At 45.1% G+C, this 21,054-nt stretch carries 20 protein-coding genes and 1 pseudogene; 18 read left to right on the plus strand and 3 right to left on the minus strand.

Annotated features, from left to right (window positions below; genetic code table 11):
• The first annotated feature begins 144 nt into the window (after window positions 1-144).
• The 17 genes and pseudogenes from ffh to VIS94_14685 all read left to right on the plus strand — a co-directional run bounded on the left by ffh (window position 145) and on the right by VIS94_14685 (window position 16,139).
• The gene (gene ffh / locus VIS94_14605; protein HEY9162305.1) at window positions 145-1,626 is read left to right on the plus strand and encodes a signal recognition particle protein; all 1,482 of its coding nucleotides are present in this window, start codon (window positions 145-147) and stop codon (window positions 1,624-1,626) included.
• A gap of 20 nt (window positions 1,627-1,646) precedes the next feature.
• On the plus strand, window positions 1,647-3,629 hold the full coding sequence (locus tag VIS94_14610) for a PAS domain S-box protein (protein HEY9162306.1): 1,983 nt from the start codon (window positions 1,647-1,649) through the stop codon (window positions 3,627-3,629).
• A 40-nt stretch (window positions 3,630-3,669) separates the two neighbouring features.
• Window positions 3,670-5,103 carry a sigma-54 dependent transcriptional regulator gene (locus tag VIS94_14615; GenBank protein HEY9162307.1) on the plus strand — a complete coding sequence of 478 codons (1,434 nt, stop codon included), beginning with the start codon at window positions 3,670-3,672 and terminating at the stop codon, window positions 5,101-5,103.
• A 12-nt stretch (window positions 5,104-5,115) separates the two neighbouring features.
• Window positions 5,116-5,658, plus strand: coding sequence for a polysaccharide biosynthesis/export family protein (locus VIS94_14620; GenBank protein HEY9162308.1), 543 nt, complete (start codon window positions 5,116-5,118; stop codon window positions 5,656-5,658).
• A complete protein-coding gene (locus VIS94_14625; GenBank protein ID HEY9162309.1) occupies window positions 5,655-6,914 on the plus strand; it encodes a hypothetical protein in 1,260 nt (419 codons plus the stop codon). The genes VIS94_14620 and VIS94_14625 overlap by 4 nt, the downstream gene beginning before the upstream one ends.
• A complete protein-coding gene (locus tag VIS94_14630) occupies window positions 6,911-8,443 on the plus strand; it encodes a GNVR domain-containing protein (GenBank protein ID HEY9162310.1) in 1,533 nt (510 codons plus the stop codon). Before VIS94_14625 ends, VIS94_14630 begins: the two co-directional genes overlap by 4 nt.
• Window positions 8,444-8,458: 15 nt before the next feature.
• Window positions 8,459-9,925 (plus strand): AAA family ATPase, encoded by a 1,467-nt coding sequence (locus VIS94_14635; protein HEY9162311.1) that lies wholly within the window; start codon window positions 8,459-8,461, stop codon window positions 9,923-9,925.
• Complete coding sequence (locus VIS94_14640) at window positions 9,926-10,717, plus strand: CpsD/CapB family tyrosine-protein kinase (protein ID HEY9162312.1); 792 nt, start codon at window positions 9,926-9,928, stop codon at window positions 10,715-10,717.
• 77 nt (window positions 10,718-10,794) lie between these two features.
• Entirely contained in the window at window positions 10,795-11,481 is a 687-nt protein-coding gene (locus VIS94_14645; protein ID HEY9162313.1) for a double zinc ribbon domain-containing protein, read from the plus strand.
• The gene (locus VIS94_14650; GenBank protein HEY9162314.1) at window positions 11,475-12,368 is read left to right on the plus strand and encodes a hypothetical protein; all 894 of its coding nucleotides are present in this window, start codon (window positions 11,475-11,477) and stop codon (window positions 12,366-12,368) included. The genes VIS94_14645 and VIS94_14650 overlap by 7 nt, the downstream gene beginning before the upstream one ends.
• A pseudogene (locus VIS94_14655) lies at window positions 12,361-13,104 on the plus strand (Rossmann-like and DUF2520 domain-containing protein). The gene VIS94_14650 and the pseudogene VIS94_14655 overlap by 8 nt, the downstream one beginning before the upstream one ends.
• A 105-nt stretch (window positions 13,105-13,209) precedes the next feature.
• On the plus strand, window positions 13,210-13,641 hold the full coding sequence (gene rfaE2, locus VIS94_14660) for a D-glycero-beta-D-manno-heptose 1-phosphate adenylyltransferase (GenBank protein HEY9162315.1): 432 nt from the start codon (window positions 13,210-13,212) through the stop codon (window positions 13,639-13,641).
• A gap of 125 nt (window positions 13,642-13,766) precedes the next feature.
• Window positions 13,767-14,231 (plus strand): GNAT family N-acetyltransferase, encoded by a 465-nt coding sequence (locus VIS94_14665; GenBank protein ID HEY9162316.1) that lies wholly within the window; start codon window positions 13,767-13,769, stop codon window positions 14,229-14,231.
• 57 nt (window positions 14,232-14,288) lie between these two features.
• On the plus strand, window positions 14,289-14,729 hold the full coding sequence (locus VIS94_14670) for a hypothetical protein (protein HEY9162317.1): 441 nt from the start codon (window positions 14,289-14,291) through the stop codon (window positions 14,727-14,729).
• A gap of 123 nt (window positions 14,730-14,852) precedes the next feature.
• A complete protein-coding gene (locus VIS94_14675; GenBank protein HEY9162318.1) occupies window positions 14,853-14,978 on the plus strand; it encodes a hypothetical protein in 126 nt (41 codons plus the stop codon).
• A gap of 44 nt (window positions 14,979-15,022) precedes the next feature.
• The gene (locus VIS94_14680; protein HEY9162319.1) at window positions 15,023-15,208 is read left to right on the plus strand and encodes a hypothetical protein; all 186 of its coding nucleotides are present in this window, start codon (window positions 15,023-15,025) and stop codon (window positions 15,206-15,208) included.
• A gap of 370 nt (window positions 15,209-15,578) precedes the next feature.
• Window positions 15,579-16,139: a hypothetical protein gene (locus tag VIS94_14685; GenBank protein HEY9162320.1), complete on the plus strand. Its 561-nt coding sequence runs from the start codon at window positions 15,579-15,581 to the stop codon at window positions 16,137-16,139.
• 19 nt (window positions 16,140-16,158) lie between these two features.
• Here VIS94_14685 and lon read toward each other — a convergent pair whose 3' ends face one another.
• Entirely contained in the window at window positions 16,159-18,588 is a 2,430-nt protein-coding gene (gene lon, locus VIS94_14690; GenBank protein HEY9162321.1) for an endopeptidase La, read from the minus strand.
• 211 nt (window positions 18,589-18,799) lie between these two features.
• On the opposite strand from lon, the gene VIS94_14695 reads away from it, so the two are divergent.
• Window positions 18,800-18,964, plus strand: coding sequence for a hypothetical protein (locus tag VIS94_14695; protein ID HEY9162322.1), 165 nt, complete (start codon window positions 18,800-18,802; stop codon window positions 18,962-18,964).
• Between the two features lie 40 nt (window positions 18,965-19,004).
• On the opposite strand, the gene VIS94_14700 is transcribed toward VIS94_14695, so the two are convergent.
• Together VIS94_14700 and VIS94_14705 are read right to left on the minus strand one after the other, a co-directional pair.
• Window positions 19,005-19,826 (minus strand): endonuclease/exonuclease/phosphatase family protein, encoded by an 822-nt coding sequence (locus tag VIS94_14700; protein ID HEY9162323.1) that lies wholly within the window; start codon window positions 19,824-19,826, stop codon window positions 19,005-19,007.
• Between the two features lie 97 nt (window positions 19,827-19,923).
• Window positions 19,924-20,874 (minus strand): transposase, encoded by a 951-nt coding sequence (locus VIS94_14705; GenBank protein ID HEY9162324.1) that lies wholly within the window; start codon window positions 20,872-20,874, stop codon window positions 19,924-19,926.
• Window positions 20,875-21,054: the final 180 nt, after the last annotated feature.

The raw sequence follows: 21,054 nt of genomic DNA on the forward strand, positions 1-21,054 counted from the left end.
TATTTCATTATAATTCTTTTAGAATCTGTTGTGAGGCATGACGGTTTATAAAAGAAAATTCTCTATGGGCAGGTCCTGAACATTGACATGCGCCAACTTTATCGGATACGGTAATAACTCTTAAATAATCCGGGAGAAGAAACAATGCTTGAACTTATATCCAGCGGTTTTAAAAAGGCTCAGGAAATCCTGCAGGGCAAGACTACACTGCAGGAAAGCAATATTGACGATGCAATAAAAGAGATACGCATATCAATGCTCGAAGCGGATGTCGAATTTCATATCGTAAGGAATTTCCTTGATACGGTCAAGGACAAGACGATCGGAGAGATTGTCCAGACAAGGGTAACTCATGCCGGAAAGAAATTAAAGGTAACTCCTGACCAGCATTTCATAAAGATTTGCTATGACGAACTGGCGTCGCTCATGGGACCTGTCGATACGAGTCTCAACCTTAAAACCAAACCCGTATCCTCGATAATGATGGTAGGCCTTCAGGGAAGCGGTAAGACGACCACCACTGCAAAAATTGCCAGGCATCTTGAGAAGCAGGGTAGAAAACCCATGCTGGTAGCGGCCGATATCTATCGTCCGGCGGCTATCGAACAGCTTAAAGTGCTCGGAGGAAGGCTTAACATGCCGGTTTTCCATGCACCGGGCAAAACACCTCCCGACATATGCAGGGATTCCATGGAAGCCGCCAGATTCAAGGGCTGCGATGTTGTGCTTTTCGATACGGCCGGACGTACGGTTGTCGATGATACCCTCATGAGAGAGCTTGAAGATATAAAATCATATACCAATCCTGACGATATCCTGCTCGTAGTCGATGCGATGATCGGACAGGATTCGGTAAATGTTGCCAGCGAATTCGACCGCAGACTTGGAATATCGGGCTTTATCCTGACCAAGCTTGATGGCGATGCCAGAGGCGGTGCGGCAATATCCATAAAGCAGGTTACGGGAAAGCCGATAAAATTCCTCGGAATGGGAGAATCCCTGGACAGGCTCGAGGAGTTCAGACCGGAAGGGCTTGCTTCAAGGATTCTCGGTTTCGGTGATGTGGTAGGCCTTGTCAAGGATTTCGAACAGGTCGTCGATGAGAAGAAGGCTGAAGAAGATGCAATGAAAATGCTCAAGGGGGACTTCACGTTTGACGACTTCCTGAGACAGCTCAAAATGATAAAGAAAATGGGGTCTCTGGCCGACATATTAGATAAGCTTCCACTGGGACAGCTTGGAGTTCCGCAGGGTCTGAAAGTGGATGACAGGGAACTTGTCAGGGTAGAGGCAATGATCAACTCCATGACAAAACAGGAAAGACAATATCCTGATGTACTTAATGAAAGCAGATTAAACAGGATTGCAAAAGGAAGCGGCCAGCCGGCAGAGCAGGTAACGGGGCTTGTCGGCAGGTTCAAGATGATGCGCAACATGATGCGAAGCCTCGGCCAGGGCAACAAGAAGGGCCTCGCAAAAATGGGGCTTGGAGGAATGGCCAACATGTTCATGGATCAGATGCCTGATCAGGCCCCCAAGAGGGTTCTGGTAAATTTGAAGGCGGATGAGCAGAAGAGAAGGGATAAGAGAAAACTGGCCAAAAAAGCAAGAAAGCGTAATCATTAAGTGTTTGACCCGGGAGGGTAATGAACAATCTGGAAACAAAAGAACTGGTCATACTTAGAAAAGTAAACCAGGCCATATCCTATGCCCCTGATGTTGAAGCTGTTGCCGGGGCTATCCTTGATATCGTCATTGAAGAGGCCAATGCTGAAAATGCATCAATCATGATGCCTTCGCGCGACGGCAAATTTCTTGAAATCAGGGCGGCGAAGGGAAATCTGGATGAAACAAGCAGATACTCCGAAGAACCCCTGGGTCTTAACATCAGGATAGGGGAGGGTATAGCCGGCAAGGTTGCGCAAACACTGGAGCCCGTTATTCTCAGCGACATAATGTCCAATCCCATGGTGGAAGCCAGTGAAATGAAGGTCAAGGTAAGTTCATTGATGAGCCTTCCGATGATATACGGGAAAAATGAGCTTGTCGGCGTCCTCAATATAAGCCACTCAAAAAAGGCCATATTCACCAGACAGGACCTTTCCCTCATGAATATAATCCTTGCCCCTGCGGCCCTTGCACTCAGAAATGCAAGGCTCATGCGTGAGGTGGATGACATCAATACGCTGTTGAGGGATGAACTTTCAATGACCGATCATGCAGTATCCGAATTCAGGAAACAGGCAATAAGCATGTTCGGGTATATATCTATCGGCGTCATCACATGCGATTCCGACGGTAAAATTGTCATGATCAACCGCAAGGCATATGAACTCACAGGACTTGCGCAGGGGGATAATATTGCCGAGGTCGTCGGAAAGGAAACGCAGCATGAGATCAGGCCAAGCATGAAATCGTTTTCAATCGATAAAAAATACAAGGGAAGGATCCTCAATTTCGAGTTCTCACCGCTGCCGGTAAAACCCCGATGGCAGGTGATAGCAAGCATTCGTGATGTCACCCTTGACCGTTTCAGGGAAAAGGACATCAAAAGAATTGACCAGTATAAGGATCTCATCGAAAATGCCATAGACGCCATGTATGTCCTGAAAGACGGCAGGTTCATCCTTACCAATAAAAAATTTCAGGAAATTACTGGCTACAGTGCTGAAGAGCTTTTTAACAGACATTACAGACATTTCATTACAAGAGAGGCTGTGACGGGTATCACAAGGACATTGCGGGGCGTCAGTCCGAACGGGTTTATCCCTAATCTCGAGATACTTACAAACGGAAAGGACGGCAAACAGCTGACCCTCGAGATAAGCGTAGGCAGGCTGAACATGGACGGAGAGGACTGCTTCGTGGGCATGGTGAGGGATATAACCAGCAAAAAGGAACTGCTTGCGTTAAAGACAAAATTCCTTCATGTGGCTTCCCATGAAATAAGGGTCCCCCTTACAGTGCTCAAAGGCTATGTGAGGATGCTTTCAAAAGATATGACAGGCGCCCCCTTGAGCGTTTCGCAGCAGGAGTGCATTGACGAGATCGAAAAGCACTGCGAAAAATTAATAAATTTTACAAATACCCTTCTTGATTTCGCCCGCATAAATTCAGGCAAACTGACTTTAAACAGGCAGCAGGTGGATTTATTTGACCTTACTAGGCATGTCGTGAATGACATGCAGATCAAGGCGAACGAGAAAGGGGTATCAATAGTCCTGGAAGCGGATGAATTGATTCAATGTGCCTATGTCGACCCGCTTCGCATCGAACAGGCTCTGACCAACCTTATAGACAATGCCATCAAGCATTCGGATGAAAACGGTCTTGTGAAGGTTAAGCTCGTGCAGACAAAAGGGAGCCAGGATTTGAATAAAATCCTGAGACAGGAGACGGCAGAGGTGTCTGTTATCGATTCAGGCCCGGGTGTGAAGGCTGAAGAGGCCAGAGAACTTTTCAATGAATTTTTTGTCGGCATAAGCGGAAACTCAAGGCGCGGGATAGGACTGGGGCTTGCGATAACCAAAGAGATAATCCATGCACATGGTGGGATGATTGAGGCTAAACCATCCGATGAAGGCGGCGTTTTTGTGATAACAATCCCCTTGAACACCTGTAATGATTAATGTATTTAAGAATGATTAAATTTTTTATTGAGCGGTGTAAATGATTGGAGATAAATTCAAAATCCTTATCGTTGACGATGATGAGAGCATAAGAGGGTATATTTCCAGACTGCTCAATATGAGCGGCTTTGAAGTCATAACCGCTTCGAGCGGCAAAGACGCCCTTAACCTGCTTAAGGTGAATCCTGATGTCGCTGTGGTGCTCCTTGACATACTCATGCCCGACATGGACGGTCTTGAAACATTAACCGAAATCAAGAAGGCATCCAAAGAGCTTCCCGTGATAATGCTGAGCGCGCTGGGGCAGACGGGTATTATTGTGAAGGCCATGAGGGCCGGCGCGAGTGATTACCTTGTAAAACCGTTCGAAGAAGAGGAACTTGAACTTGCCATAAGCAAATCAATCGAGAAAAGAAAGCTCCTTGCCGAGATTACAAGCCTTAAAAAGAAACTCAGAATAGATGAATTGAAAGGGGAATTTATTTTTACTTCTCCTAAAATGCAGAAGATAAAAGATGTAATCGAACAGGTAGCAGACACCGATGTGAGCGTTCTTATCGATGGGGAAAGCGGAACCGGGAAAGAACTCATTGCTCGCTCTCTGCATTTCCGCTCAAATCTTAGGGACAAGCCTTTTGTAAAGGTAAATTGTGCAGCGCTCCCGCATGAACTTCTTGAGAGTGAATTGTTCGGGTATGACCGCGGCGCGTTTACCGGTGCCTATAAATCAAAGGCGGGCAAGTTCGAACTGGCCAACAACGGCACCATTTTTCTTGATGAAATCGGTGAAATAGATCTTGCGATACAGTCGAAGCTTCTTCAGGTGCTTCAGGAAGGCTCTTTTTCAAGGCTAGGCGGCAAACAGGATGTGCGGGTAAACGTCAGGGTTATTGCCGCAACAAACAGGGACCTCAAAAAAGCCGTAGAGGAAGGAAGATTCAGGGAAGACATATATTACAGGCTCAATGTCGTTAACATTCACCTTCCGCCCCTATCCGAGCGTCCTGAAGACATTCAGTATCTTTTTGAATACTTTCTGGAAACATACAATGAAAAATATGCAAAGCATATCAGTGTCGATAAGGAGAAGATTTATCCGCTGCTGATTTCGTATCCCTGGCCGGGAAACATCCGTGAACTGAAAAATCTTGTTAAAAGGATTGTAATTCTGGGAAATGTTGAAGACCTGGAGTGTTATCTGACCCATGTCTCCACAGCGCAGATGGAATTCAGGCAGGAGGTGAAGGAAGTATCCTCGAGGGGGCAGGCGGCAAAAGAGCATCATGATGCAGATATCACCACAATAATCCCTCTCAAAGATGTGGCCAAGGAGGCGGCGGTTAAGGCGGAAAGGGAGATGATACTGAGAGCGCTGCATGGAACGAACTGGAACAAGAAAAAGGCGGCTGATCTTCTACAAATAAGCTATAAGGCACTGTTGTACAAGATCAAGGAATGCGGAATAGAGAAATAGAGGAGAGATATGATGAAAAAAGCTCTACTGATGATGGGACTTTTTCTTTGTTTGCCTTTTGTCTCTATAGCAGCGGATGCAAACTATATCATTGGAGAGTCGGACAGTCTTGATATATCCATATGGGGTGAGCAGAATCTGTCAAGACAGATTACGGTAAGGCCGGACGGTCTTATCTCGCTCCCTTTGATTGGAGAAATAAAGGCTGACGGGAAAACACCGGTTGAACTACAGATGGAAATTCAACAGGCTCTTTCCAAATTCATAAAAGATCCGAAATGTGTCGTAATTGTTCTTGATCCGAAGAGCAAGCAGGTCTATGTCGACGGGCAGGTTATAAATCCCGGACAGTTCACCCTGGATAAAGACATCTACTTGTCGCAGATAATTTCTCTAGCGGGCGGTTTTACCGAGTGGGCAAGAAGTGGCTCAATAACAATACTGAGGACCGAAGGCGACAAACGGATACCGATCAAGGCAGACTACAATAAAATAATCAAAGGCAAAAGACCGGATATTAAACTGATGCCGGGAGATACGATAGTTGTGCCGTGAGAAGATGCCTGTTCCGAAGCATTCTGCTGACAGTATGCCTTATCACGCCAGCATCAGCAGCATTTGCCTTGAGCTGGGAGGTCCATCCGGGCGTACTTGCATCATGCATGTATTCTGATAATTACTTCGGTGTATCAAATTTTCAAAATCCCCAGAGTGATACAACATATAATGTCGGACCGACACTGGATTTTAAAATTGCATCCCAGAGGATTGCTTTCAACTTTTCCGGATATGCTACAAAGGAATATCATAAACGGAATACCAATGATGATTCCGATGAAGCATTCATTGAATCAGAATTGAACCTTACAGGAAACACGCAGCTGATGAATCTTAACTATTCATACAGGAGAACCACCCAAAGGCAATCACTCGATATGACATGGGGAGAATATACCTATAATATAGGTGTTGCGGAATACAGAAAGAATTTTTCCGACACGGATTCGGTCAGCCTCAGGTATACGATAGAGCAGGATTATGCACCTGATGATCCTGTTACTTCGGTTTCAAACGACCTGAAAATCAACAGCGGGGAGATGGTTATTGAATACAACCCGACACAGAGAAACGAGCTGGACCTTTCTGCAAGGGTACGCGACTATAAATATGACAGTTACCTTCGAGACAACATTCTGACAGTTGTTACAGACGGGATATGGATGTACGGCCTTTCACGAAATCTTAGGGCAGGTCTTGAAGCGGCATATACTGTAAACAGTCCTTCAAGGGACCCCAATAGCGATATATATGAGGGTTTTTTAAGGGCTGATTATAGATTAACTCATTATATCACTCTATATGCAAAGGCCGGATATTCATGTCTGAAACACGAAAAAGAGGGAACAACAGGAATGGCGGCAGGTGAATTGAGGATAGAAAGATTGACAGATTCGGATCATTTTGTTTTATCGGGATCAAGAGATTTTTCTTATGATTATACCACGGGAAGCACATATGGTATGTATGAAATCACGGCAGTGAGTCTCTCCTGGGAGCATATGTTCATAAGAGAGTTCCGTGTTGTAGTGAACGGATCTCTGACAAAAAGGAAACCTGAAAGCAATTTTCAGAACGGCACCACTGACAGGTTTGCTAGTCTGATTTTAAGGTATATGCCGTTTGAGTGGATGACGGTTAATGGAACTTATACCAATCTTAATACACAGTATACGGAAATTAATGTTGAAGATGGGAATACAGATACTAGAAGAGAAAACCGATATATGATTGATATAGAGATGAGATATTGAACGAGCAGGAAAAAAAGATCAATCTTGAGGATATTCTGGATGCCCTTCAAAAGAAGTGGTACTGGGTAACTATTCCTTTCCTTTTTTTTACATTCCTGGGATTGTGGTTGTATTTGGTGCTTCCCAAGGAATATGAGAGTTCAACGCTTATATTTATAGAACCCCAGGAGATACCGTCGAATTATGTTGTTGCAACAGTAACTTCCGCGGTGGAAGAAAGGGTCAAGACACTTTCTCTCGAGGTGGTTTCCAGATCCAATCTTGAGCAGATAATCAATGAAATGAAACTCTACCCTAAAGAAAGGGCAAGAGGAGTGCCTATGGAGATCCTTGTCAATGCACTCCGAAAAAAGATAAATGTTAATGTAGCCAGCAGTGAAGGAGCAAGAGTATCCTCCTTTATAATAACTTTCAGCTGGTTTGATCCTGAAACAGCGGCAGATGTCACCAACAGGCTTGCATCTCTCATAATTGACAGCAATACGAAGATCAGGGCCTCAAAGGCATCGGAAACCACGGTCTTTCTGGAAAAGCAGCTTGAAGAATTGAAGGTGTCGCTCGAGGACTATGAGAAACAGCTTCAGGCATTCAAAAGCACCCACATGGGTCAATTGCCGGAACAGGTGCAGACCAATACAGCAACTCTTTTGAATCTGCAAAGCAATCTCGATACCATACAAAGGTCACTTACCGATGCAAGAAACAGGAAAATTAACCTTGAAGGCCAATTATCTCTGCTGGAAACTTCAAAGCCTGGTTCAACATCTTCTCAGAGGGACCAGAAAATAGCCGAGCTTAAAGAGAAACTTGAAGATCTCAAGAGCAATTATACAGCTGAACATCCTGAAATTATAAAACTTACGGATCAGATCAGGGAACTGGAATCAAAAAAAGAAGGCAGCTCATCCGAATTTTCAAACCCCAGAGCTACCGAATTAAGGATTCAGCTCAGGGCAACGAACAATGAGATTGCGGGTCTTGAGAGAGATGCAGGCAGGGTGAACGCCAAGATCAATCAGTATCAGGGAAGGCTTGAAAACGCACCGAAAATGGAGCAGGAACTGTCAATATTAATGAGGGATTATCAGATTACAAAGGATAATTATCAGAAACAGCTCGACAGACTTTTAGAAGCAAAACGTGCGGAAAATATGGAAAAACGGCAGCAGGGTGAACAGTTCAGGATACTTGATTTCGCCAAACCTTCTCAAAGCCCTACAAAGCCTGACCTGATTAAGATTATGCTGATATGTATTGCCATAGGTCTGGGTGCAGGGGCAGGAGTAATCCTTCTGATTGAAATGCAGGATTCTTCTATTAAAAGCATAAGTCAGCTCGAATCACTGGAAAACGGAATAACATGCATTTCTGCAATTCCTCTTTCTCTGACCGGAGAAGATAAAAAAATGCAGAAAAGAAAAACATTTGTTTTCATCGGTATAAACATTGCTCTGGTAATATTAGGCATTATTGCCGTGGCGGCTTCCTGGGTGCTTCATATTACAATCAATAAGCCGATGGGAATGTAGATGCGGTGAAATAAGGTGTATACTGAATTTTTCGGACTAAAGCTCAAACCGTTCAGTATAGCTCCTGACCCTAGATTTCTCTACATGAGCCATACGCATAAAGAAGCCCTTGCTCATCTTGTGTATGGTGTTAAGGAAAAAAGCGGTTTTGTAGTTATTACAGGGGAAGCCGGCACAGGAAAAACAACCCTTTTGAATGCCCTGCTCAATGGATTGCCTTCTGATATGCCTAAGGTCGTTATCAAGAACCCCAACATAACACAGGAAAACATCTACTATCTTATTGGTGAGGCCATAGGGATACCCGAAGAAATAAGGAACAGGAATCATATCAAAGAATTCGAGGAAAGACTCAGGCAAATAGGCGGTGCGGCCCTGATAGTTGATGAGGCTCAGGGGCTTTCAATTGCCATGCTCGAAGAAATAAGGCTTCTTTCCAATCTTGAAACTCCTGAGAGGAAACTTGTACATATTCTTCTGCTCGGACAGCAGGAACTCAACACAGTACTGAAAAGCCCCATGCTGAGGCAGATGAAACAGAGGATAAGCGTCAAATTTCACCTGGAGCCTCTCAATTATGAGGAGACAAAAGATTATATAAACCATAGACTTAGGGTGGCGGGTTATGAACCTAAAGAGACACCTATTTTCCCTTTGAGATCGATAAAAGAGATATATTCACTGACAAAAGGGTTTCCGCGCCTGATTAACACTCTGTGCGACAATGCCCTGCTGGCAGGATTTATCGAAGACAGGAAAGAGATATCTACTTCAATTATAAGAAAAGTTTTCCGCGAGATTGAGGCAAGCTACGGAAAAGAAAAAATACCGCTGAAAAAAAACCGGTTTGTCTTCGCACTGGTCGCAATTGCATTGGTGATCCTGGCTTCTGCTTCCTTATTTCTGAAATATGTGATCCCGGGATACATGCCCCGTGAAACAAAAAATCATATAGCAGCTGAGGATTCCAGTAAGAAAACTGTAGAACTGGAAGGAGATGTGCTTTCTCAGGCTTCAGGTGTTCCAGCGTCAGCTTTTGAAACGGGTGAACCTTTTAAGAGAGTAATCAAAGTCAAACCCGGGACATATCTTTCAGCAATTGCATCGGATTACTATGGGAAATCTTCTCCCGGGATAATCAATGCAATCAAGCTTGCAAATCCGAGGTTGAATGAAACAGATGGAGTTGATAAAAATGTTACGGTTGTTCTTCCCCCGCTTGAAACCATAAAAAGCCAGTATTACACTGTCTGCATCGCCTCGTATAATACAGGTGCCGAAGCAAGGCTGGTTTCCGATTCAATGTCTGCCAAAGGGATAGCTTCCGGGGTATTCCAGTATATTGATGAGAAGAAAAAGAGATGGTTTCTTGTGAATACTGGTGTTTTCCAGACAAAAGAAGAGGCGGAAATCAAGGCGGGTGATCTTATCGGTCAGGGATTTTTATATTCTAAACCCGTAAAGATAAATCTGGAGGGATGAATGGTTGACATATCCAAGGCCTTTGAAAAGACAGGTGAAAATTTATCTCCTGAACCCCATGAGAAAAAAACCGGCGGAGAGATTGAGTTTAAGATTGAAGATAAACTGGATGATCATCTGTACATGTATCATATGCCTTATACATATATTGCAGAGCAGATCCGCAAGATCAGAACATTCATTTATCACTCACCGTTATGGTCTGACAAAAAGGTGTTCATGGTAACCAGCTCTCTTCCCTCGGAAGGAAAATCCCTCATATCTTCAAACCTGGCAATTTCGATTGCCAGAGGAGAGGATAAGAATGTTATTCTCATTGAATGCGATTTGAGGAGGCCATCCTTATATAAGCTTTTCGGAAACAGGCCTGCCGCTGGTGTGGCCGACATTCTTCAGGGCAGGAAGACCCTTGATGAATGCCTTGTAAAAACGCCGGTTGAAAGGCTTGAAATGCTGCATGCGACAAAAGAACCGCCTTCAAATCCTTCTGAACTGCTGGAATCAAGAAACATGAGGCATCTGTTCGAAGAAATCAAAGAGAGATTTCCTCAGAGTTATCTCATTGTCGATACCCCCCCTGTGCAGGCAACTGTCGATCCGAAAGTCATATCCAAATATGTTGACGGCATAGTGTTTGTAGTAAAATACCGTTATGTAAGGCAGATGGATTACAAAGCATCAATATCGGCTATGCCAAGGGAAAAGATTGTCGGTACTGTATTGAATGCTGTTGATGCAATGCCGGCAACAATGTATAAATATAAGAAATATAATTATCACAAATACTATTGATTAAAACCGGCAGAAAATAATGTTCTATATCGGCCATTTTCCTGCCGATTAAGCGGTTAAATACCTTTGGAGAGGTCATGCTGAACCGGTTAATTGACAGTCTTTTTCCTCCGGGATGCCTTTTATGCTCAGCTATGAAAGATGTTGAGGACGGGGTGTGCAATAACTGCAGGAATCAAATGAACGAAGTTCCTGATCCTGTGTGTGACATTTGCGGCAAGCCGGTAGGAACATCAGGGGTATGTCTCACGTGTCTTGACAGTCCCCCCGGTTTTGAAAAAATTGTAACAGCATTCATATTTGAAGGGAAAACAAGGGAAGCGATACATGCCTTCAAATACAGAGGCAGGACGGGCCTCAAGAAATATTTTGGAAAGGTAATCCGGCAATCGTTGGTTAAAGCCGATATCAGGCCCGATGTCATAGCTTGCATACCGATGCACTGGACAAGGCTCTTTGTTAGAGGTTATAACCAGTCTGCATTAATAGCCGGAGAATTGGCAAAGCTGACTGGAGCAAGAGCCGGGTTTGATGTTCTGGTGAAAATACGGAATACAAAAACCCAGGCTGGTCTGGATAGAAAAGCAAGACACAAAAATATTAAAGGCTCTTTTCTGGCAAAGGGCGTCAAAGGCCTCAATGTACTTGTCGTTGATGATGTCATCACTACAGGGGAGACAGCCGGGGCCGCAGCCCTGGCCCTGAAGAAAGCCGGTGCTGATAAAGTTTATATCGCAGGAATCGGGAGAACTATGCCATGGTAGAAATGAAAAAAAGCCCGAAGTACCTAGAAGAAGTTACATTCAGCGATGACCTGATGCCCTGGCAAAAGGGCAAAATAGACTTTACACACTCCGAGCTTTTTCTGGGAAGATACAGCAAAGACGATTTGATGGGCATTATGGAAAAAACAGGCCTCATGAATGTGATAAGGAAGAAGGGGTATAAGGATATAATAATCACGATATCAAGAGAGGATTTTATTTCAAGACTCTATGTCAATTATGAAAGATACGACAAGGAGACAAGGCTTGTTGAACTGATATTAAGGGAAGGCATGTTCAGGCCCAAGGAGGTTTTTATTCCGCGTTTCGATTTCAGTGGAGGCCTGCATATGATTCTTGTTGAATGGCTTGCCCTTCAGGATCCGGCAGGGGTTTTTTCGCCGGAAAAGCCCAGGCTTCCCGGTCAGGCATATCCAGGACTGGGCGGACTCAGAAATCTTCAGGCGATGCTTTACTTTTTCGGGGAAAACGGCGGCAAGGAGGCCGTAGTTGATGTCCCGCAGCATTATCATGCGGCTGTAATATATTCCAGGCTCTATTCCTCTATCTATAAAAGGCTCTATTCGTTTTTCTCTCCCGTGGATGCCGGGCAGCTTGAAGCAATGTCAAGGGACCTTGTCGACAGGCCGCTCGCAGATGTGTCTCTTGCCATATCCAACGGTTGTCTAATAGATGTTAATACAGGGGAAACGAAGTTCTGGAGACCAAGTGAGCAGATATATCCTACTTCAGCGCTTCTCCGCGAGTATGTCGATTCCGAGGAATACAAGGAGATAGTGGAAGACAGCTTCAGAAACTCCAAGTATGCCATAGACTGGGAAAGGTACGATAAGCTCAAACAGCAGGGTTTAAGTTATGATGCGTAAATTCGGCGTTATAGGACACGGAAGAGTCGGCGGGGCAATTTTAGCACTGTTGCAGGATTCAGGTTATACACCCGTATGGGTGGTCGAGGTTGAAAATCACAAGTCCGATATCCCGGTATATAAATCCCTGCCGGATGAGCCTCTCGGCGCCGATATCGTATTCATTACCGTCCCTGACGATCTGATATCAGAAGTGGTTTCAACAATGGCTCTGGTATGGAAAGACAAATTAAAGGGCAGAGTTGTTTTTCATATGAGCGGCCTTCATACATCGGATATCCTTGAACCGCTAAAAAAGCTCGGGGCTGAAACAGCCAGTTTTCATCCTCTGCAATCGATCATGCACCCGGAAAGCGCAAGAAAAGCCCTCAAAGGAAGTGTTTTTACGGCGGAAGGCTCGCCTAAAGCTCTTATGACCGCACGCAGGATTGCGGATAAACTGGGAGGCGAAATATTAAAAATAGCAAAGGAAGATAAGGTTATCTATCATACGGCGGCGGTTGTCGCTTCGAATTATATAACGAGCCTTGTAGCCATGGCTGAAGACCTGATGAGCGAAATAGGGTTAAAAAGGGGACATATGCTTCCCCTGATAAAGGGCACCCTTGACAACATTGAAAAGCATGGAAGGACGGCGTTGACAGGGCCGATCAGAAGAGGGGACTGGGCTACTGTCCAGCGTCATCTGAATGTTCTTTCCGAAAAATATCCCGATGTTACAGGTCTGTACCTTGCACTCGGGAGATATACTTCACGTATCGCGGGAAGACCGTGGAGGATCAATGTCGAGAATCGCTCTAAAATCGCAGGGAGAGACGAACTTTCAAGAAAAGTATGCAGGATGAAGGATCATGGACTGAAGATCGTATTCACAAACGGCTGCTTTGATATTATCCATGCGGGTCACGTGCAGTATCTTGAACAGGCCCGCAAACTGGGAGACTGTCTTGTCGTCGGGCTCAATTCCGACGATTCCGTAAGGAAGCTGAAAGGCTCAACACGCCCCATAAATAACCAGCAGGCAAGAGCCGAGGTGCTGGCCGCTTTATATGCCGTCGATTATGTGTGTGTTTTTGAAGAGGATACGCCATATGATCTAATCAAGACGCTCATGCCCGATATCCTGGTCAAAGGGGGAGACTGGGATATTGACAGCATCGTCGGTTCCGACATTGTAACAGCTGCAGGTGGAAAGGTATATTCACTGCCCTTCAGGGAAGGGTATTCCTCAACTTCAATCATTGAGAAGGCGGACGGCAATCCCCTTTCTTAGATTTTAGAGTTTTCCTGCACTTTTCAATAGCTCCGAACCGGGAGGGCTTTTTCGAAAACGGCATGCCGGGGAACCGATTGAGGACGTTAACAAACAATTAACTTGCCGATATTGAGGAAATCGATATGGATATTCACTACAGATTCATGAAAACGGGTGAAGAGGGAAGGGTGTGCGCTCTGATTGAGAAGGTGTTCAACGAATTCGTTGCTCCGGATTACGGTCAAGAGGGTGTCGATGAATTCTTCAGATTCGCCAATCCTATGGCCATGGCCAGGCGCAAAGGACCTGAACAAGTCGTTATAATAGCTGAAAAGGGGACTGATATTGTTGGAGTCATCGAGATGCGCTCCTTCAACCATATAGCGATGCTTTTTGTCGGCAGCCGGGGCGAGGGAATAGCAAAAGGGCTGTTCAAGAAGGCCGTAAATGTTTGCCTGAAAAGGCATCCCGATATTAAGACGATCACAGTCAATTCGTCGCCGTTTGCGGAGTCCATATACTCGAAGATGGGGTTCAAGGCCACAGGACCGGTTCAGGAGAAGAACGGCATCACATTCGTGCCCATGGCCTGTGATCTTAAAAGCTGACAGAATCAATAAAGCACGCGGATATGATTAAATCGAATATCTTAAAGAGGAATCTGATTGAATACAGCGATTGAGAAGATAATTCAGGAAATGGTGGATATTGAAACCAGGGGATGGGATACGAAAGACCCTGAGCCTTTCCTGTCCATGATTCATCCTGACATGGCCTGGCCGTGGCCGCCCACGGCAAACTCCCATGATCCGATTGACTGGGTCTTCGTGATGGGCCGGTTCAACAGGGAGCGCTGGCGCAGAAGCTGGCAGGGGCTTTTCGATACCCACGATCTTATCCACAACCGCCGCAATACCGTGAAGATCGAGGTCTCCAAAGAGGAGGATGCGGCGTTTGCTGTAGTCGATATCGACACCCTCTGGCGGAACAAGACCACCGGGGAGCTTTCCCACTGGAAAGGCCGGGTCTGCAAAATCTTCACGAAGCTTCAGACGGGCGAATGGAAATTCTACTATCAGACAGGCGCGCTCAATTTTCCTGGATGAGAAAAAACGTTAGAAAGGTATAAGATATATAGAGTTGGCATTAATTGAAGATCATGTGCTAAATTTTAAGTGTCGTCGCTGCACTGACGAGAGTCTGAAATAAAAGGAGGGCGGAATAACACAATGTACTGTCTGGCAGTAATACTCCTGATGCTCGTTCTGTCCGCCGGTCGTATCAGGCGGATCATACAGCCTCAATTCATGCTGAAAGATGTCTGGGGCTATTCAAGAGAGAGCGAGTCTTTCTAAATCTTTTAACAGATTAGGTGGTTCTTTTTTAGGGGGGATCGGAAATGGTTGTTGAAGATTCAACAGAAAGAAAATGGCAAAAACCCGAGTTGACAATTCTGATTCGAAATATGTCCGAAGAAGCAGTTTTAACTGGCTGCAAGGCTGGCGGATATTCGGGACCTGATACATTTGACTCCGGATGCGGAATTTTCACTTGTGCAGATTGCTCAGGTTTAAATGAATCCTGATCTTCACTGTTGTCCGAGTTCCTTGCCTTCGGAACGAATTTAAAGTGTTTGAAGTTTACCGGTCAGATTCAACTTGGGGTACGTTTTCAAATAGCTTGAACTGATGGGGATTCTGTCTGTATTCTTTTATGCCGGCACCTTCAGAAGTTATTTTATTTAAGTTGTAAATGGTTTTGTGTTCGATGAACACAGGAAGAAAATATATGAGGTTTTCAATGTAACCGGATTTACGCTTACGTGAAAATAATTACATAACGGTATTCTGAAAAGAAATCATTATTCATGTAACATATTGAAATATTTGGAATTGATATATGGCACCTTATTTGCTGTGTCTTAACTCCATATGAAAAAAATATTCATGTTTTTGATGATAACTGTCTTCTTCCCTGGTTCGGTATTCGCATCCGGTGGTGTAAGGTATGTCAGTTTTGAGAGTCTTATCCCGGAAAAGTCCGAAACCGTGCTGATTGAAGATGCCTCCGATAGTCCGAATTCGGAAATCATAAGCGGTCTGAAAATGAGTGATAACGGTGTGACCCGTATAAATGGCGGCCAGTTGATGATCAAGGTAAGCGGGTACTCCGACAGCGCTATAATGAAATATGTCAACTCAATGGGGTGTTCTCTTTCAAGAAAACTGTCACCAATGAGGTGCTCTGATGACATTGAAAGTGATCAGAATCTGAAAACAGTCAATAACGGTTTGTATATCAAAAGCGCAATTAAGGCCATAAATGACTCCGGTATATTCATACTGGCATCGGGCGGTGTCGAACTGAACAGCAGCGATGGTTCAATTTATAACCTGGCGGATTCACCGGGTATGTTTGCCGGTGGCGGTATCGGCTATTTTCTCAAAAACTGCAGCATGCAGTTTGGCTATGACAGCAAAATAGGTGCGTCAGCCTCATTCGGCATGTTGTGGTAGCCTGAAACGGGTTTGAAATTCAGGGGACCCTTAAGGTGCTGTTGCTGGAAGCTGCATCATTGTGTTCGGGAAGACAGATGCGCCCGGGCTGTACATTACCCTCAAAGGCTGTCTTAAGAACATCTTCGATGCACTCGACATATATTATTTTAATGTCTCCGAGTACTTCCGGTTCAATCTCGCCAATATCCTTTTCGTTCATTTTCGGCAGGATGACAGTGCTTATTCCTGCCCTTTTTGCTGCGAGCACTTTTTCCTTGATCCCTCCGACCGGCAGGACGATTCCCCTGAGTGTAACTTCACCTGTCATGGCCAGGTTATCTGCTGCAACTTTGCCTGTCAGCAGCGAATAGAGAGAGCTTACCATGGTGACGCCGGCCGACGGTCCGTCTTTCGGTATGGCACCCGCAGGTACATGTATGTGAACTGATTTGTCTTTTGGCAGGGGGATTCCCATTCCTCTTATGAGGCTGAGGCCGATGCGGGCTGATTCCTTCATGACATCGCCTATCTGTCCTGTAAGTATCATCTCTTCCTTTCCGTCAACCAGGGCGGACTCGATATAAAGGACTTCTCCGCCGAAGGGCGTCCAAGCCAGGCCGGTCGATATTCCGGGGATTCGTGTCCGCTTTCTGGCATCCGGAAGGTATTTTACCGCCCCCAGGGCTTCTTCGATAAATGCGATGTCCACTTTTTTTACAGGATCGCCTCCTCTGGCGATCCGTGATGCGATAACCCTCAGGACGGAAGCGATTTCCCGCTGAAGGTTGCGGACCCCCGATTCCCTTGTGTAATGTCTTATTATGTGGGTTATTGCACTGTCATCAAAGCTGATGCCGAACGATGACAGGCCGTTTGCCTCAAGTTCTTTAGGGATAAGGTAACTGGTAGCAATTCTCAGTTTATCCTCCTGGGTGTATCCTTCGATTTCAACTATCTCCATCCTGTCTCTGAGCGCTGCCGGGATCGAATCGGTTACGTTTGCCGTAGTGATGAACAGTACACTGGACAGGTCATAGGGCACGTTGAGATAATGATCGGAAAAAGTCGAATTCTGTTCCGGATCGAGCGCTTCAAGCAGAGCGGAAGCGGGATCACCCTGTGCATCCCTTGTGAGCTTGTCGATTTCGTCAAGCATGAAAACAGGATTCATAGTACCTGCGGTTTTCATGCCGTTGATGATCCTTCCCGGAAGGGCGCCTATGTAAGTCCTGCGGTGTCCGCGGATTTCAGCCTCGTCCCTGACACCGCCAAGAGAGATACGGACAAATTTTCTGCCCATAGCCCTTGCAATCGAACGGCCGAGTGAGGTCTTGCCGACTCCCGGAGGACCGGTAAAGCAGAGTATAGGACCTTTCATGTCACTTTTCAGCTTTTTTACGGAAAGATATTCAATGATGCGTTTCTTCGGGCGTTTAAGATCGAAATGGTCTTCGTTCAAGATCTCTTCAACACGGGCAATATCCAGTTCGTCTTCACTCTGTTCATGCCAGGGAAGCTCTAGTATCCAGTCCATATACGTACGGAGCGTTACATATTCGGAAGAGCCGGGCTGCATTCGCGCAAGACGTTTCAAATCCTTGTCAACATCCTTTCTGACAATTTCAGGCAGGTTTTTTGCCCCGATCTCTTTTTTTAGATCTTCCATTTCGTTTTCAGTTTCGAGGGTTTCGCCAAGTTCATTCCTGATGGCCTTCATCTGTTGCTTGAGGTAATATTCTCTCTGTGCATGGCTTATTTCACCCTTTGCCTTTTCGGTTATCCGGGAGGATGTTTCAAGGATATCAAGCTCATCCCTGAGCACCTGATGAAGGAGCGTAAATTTATCTGTAAGGGACTTGAGTTCAAGAATCTGCTGTTTTTTTTCAACAGGAAGAGGAAGCGTGGTTGTAACCGTGCTTAAAAGGACGAGAGGGTCCCTGATCTTGGCCATTCCGGATATGGCCGCATCCATGCTGTGGTAGGATAGTCTGGCAAGTTGATTGAGCGCCTGAATGGTCGAATGGACGAGGGCATGCACTTCGCGTGTGATGCTCATGTCCTCATCAAAATAAATCACATTTGACTTGAGAAGAGGAGACGTTTCAACCTTGCTTTCCAGAAAAACCTTGTGATCGCCCCTGACCATGATGGAGACCTCGTTGCTGTCGTTCTCTGTGAGCTTGACTATATATGCGAGGCAACCGGTTCTGTATATATTTTCCCAGACGTCGGTATTTGCCGATTTGGGATCTTTTATGCCGACGGCTACGAAAGGTTCATTGTTGTCATGAAATCTCCTTACAAGTCCTATGGATGCAGAGTTTGATACGAGAAGCGGCAGAAGTGCGCCAGGTACGAGTACCGTATCTTTAAGCGGCAGCACGGGCAGTACCTTTGGGCGTTTAGGGGAGGGCTGATCTTTCGCCTCTTCCCTTCCTGTCCTGAATAGTCTTGAAAAGAAATCCATGAATCATATGTAGGGCATGCGATTCAGAAAGTCAAATCAGCGGGATGTTCCCAAACCGTTAAAACAGACGTTTGATGCTGAAAATGGTGAGGGGGCATAAAAGCTGAAATATTAAACCCGACAGGATAAAAAAATCATAAACGGTATTGATTTAATTTTTAATGACACTAATAACTGTTTTATAAATATTTAAACCTTAAGGAGATGTCAGATGGAAAAAGAAATCACGGTTAAGCTTTGCAAGGAAGGTTCGTGCTGTCCGGAGGTAAGGGTGGAAAAGGAAAGGGTCGTCATAGGCGAAGACAAGAATATATGCACGCTTACAAAAGAGCAGTGGGATATTCTTAAAGAAAAGATCCTCAACAAAGAATTGTAGAATTTTTAAGACCCCCCGGCCGGAAATGCCGGGGGTTTTTTTATGCCGCTTTCTTTATCCTGAGTTCCGTATCGAGTGCCTTTTCTTCAAACTCAATTTCCATTGATATGGGCAGATGATCCGATAGCGACCAAGGCAGAACGCCTGTATTTTTAATTTTAAGACCGTCTGACACCAGTATATGGTCAAGTCTCTGAACAGGGGCCCAACTCGGGTAACTCGGTCTTGCTGTCCCATAGTCCTTGAGTCCGGCCTTTTTTTTGAGCATCTCAATTTCTTCACTTTTCGGGATGCAGTTGAGATCTCCCATCAGTACTGCATTTGAAAACTGTGAAACAAGTTCACACAGGAAATCAACCTGCTTAAGCCTGGCACGCTTTCCCAGAGACAAATGAGCAAGAATGATACCGATATTTCTTTCTTTTCCGTAGGTCACGGTGAGACAGCCCCTTCCGGGAAAACCGGGCAGGTCATGACGCTCGACATTTTCAGGCTTGAACCTGCTGAGCACCCCCATGCTGTGCTTTGCTACAAGTCCCATGTTGCGATTAATCTTGTCATACCAGCAGTCAAAACCGGCCGCCATGGCAAGGTATTCGGCCTGGTTCACGAAGCCTGAACGGAAACTTCCTCCATCAAGTTCCTGAAGGCCTACGATGTCGTAGTCCCTGATGAACCTGGCCAGCCTCTTCATATTTTCAATTCTTCTCGTGTGCGGCATGAAATGCTTCCAGCTGCTGGTGAAATAGTCCATGCTCTTATTCGTGCTTATACCTACCTGGAAGTTATAGCTGAGCAGCCTGATGACTTTACTGTCCTGTTGTTTGACAGGTACTGCCGGGAATTTCTGGACAGAATTCATATGATAAACACCTCCTGTGAACCCAGAGACATATAGGACTTATCGGGATGCTTTGTAAAGAGATAAGAAATTTTCTATGAAAAAGTCTGTTCTTGAGTCAGTCTTTGAAGCGGGACATAATCTCCGTGAGCATTTTCGATAACTCCGGATCACCGGCCAGCCTTTCCTCAAAACGTGAACATGTCTTGCTTATTGCCGTGAAATGCATCCCCCCGAAGAGTTCTCCAATTTCCCTGTTGCCCAAACCGGAATATCTTTTCATCAGATATATCGCTGCATTTCTCTGCGGACCTTTCTTGAAAAGCTCATACCTCGAAATCTTGAATGTTTCACAGCATATTTTTATTATTGTCTCTGGTTCTGTTTCGGCGCTGAGTCTTTTCCTGTAATGCACTCCGTCGTTGAGCCCTTTGCCGATCAATTTCTTAACTTTGCCTATGAACTCATCATTACCAAGGATAATCCGGCCGTGCAGTTTATCAGAAAGCTTCGCCTCTTTTGATTCTTTATCTTTATCAACATACTTTTTATACTTTCTCCGCGATACTTTTTCTTCACCGGACATCCCCAGTATCGATGAGTACTCGATCCAGGGTTTTGACCTGTTTGCCTTAATGTATCCGGCATAACTGCTCCATGCATATTCTTCCGGTTTTTCCGTTATGCCCACCCTTACAGGATTAAGATGAACGTATCTGCTGAGTTCAAGAAGATAGTTTTCCTTATCCACTATTACAGCTGTATATCTTCCCTGGAACAAATGGCCTGTACGGTTGTACTTTCTGTCGAAATATCCCGTGTATCCGCTGTTGAGACTGTGCATCACCTTTAAAAGATTGCCCTTTGGCGTTTCCATGACGATATGATAATGATTGTCCATCAGTACAAAGCAGTGAATCAATATGCCTAATCTGTCATGGTATTCTGCCAGCATGTCAAGAAACTTGAGCCGGTCTTCATCATTTAGGAAGATTTTCCTTCTCTCATTGCCCCGGCTGATTATGTGATATACCGCACCAGGATATTCGATTCTCAATGGCCTGCCCATGCAAAATCCAATACCTGCTAGGATATCATATGTCAAGCTTCAACGGTCTGTTGCCCAAATAGGTATTGGCTGTTTTTGGGAATGGGGGGGGCAAGCTGAAGCCATAAGGTTTGCCTTTCATTTACCTGGGGATAAAATTACCAGGGGATAAAACATCGGATTATCTTTTTGCGGAATGCC

The sequence above is a fragment of the Desulfomonilia bacterium genome (genome assembly GCA_036567785.1).
GTDB lineage: Bacteria > Desulfobacterota > Desulfomonilia > UBA1062 > UBA1062 > DATCTV01.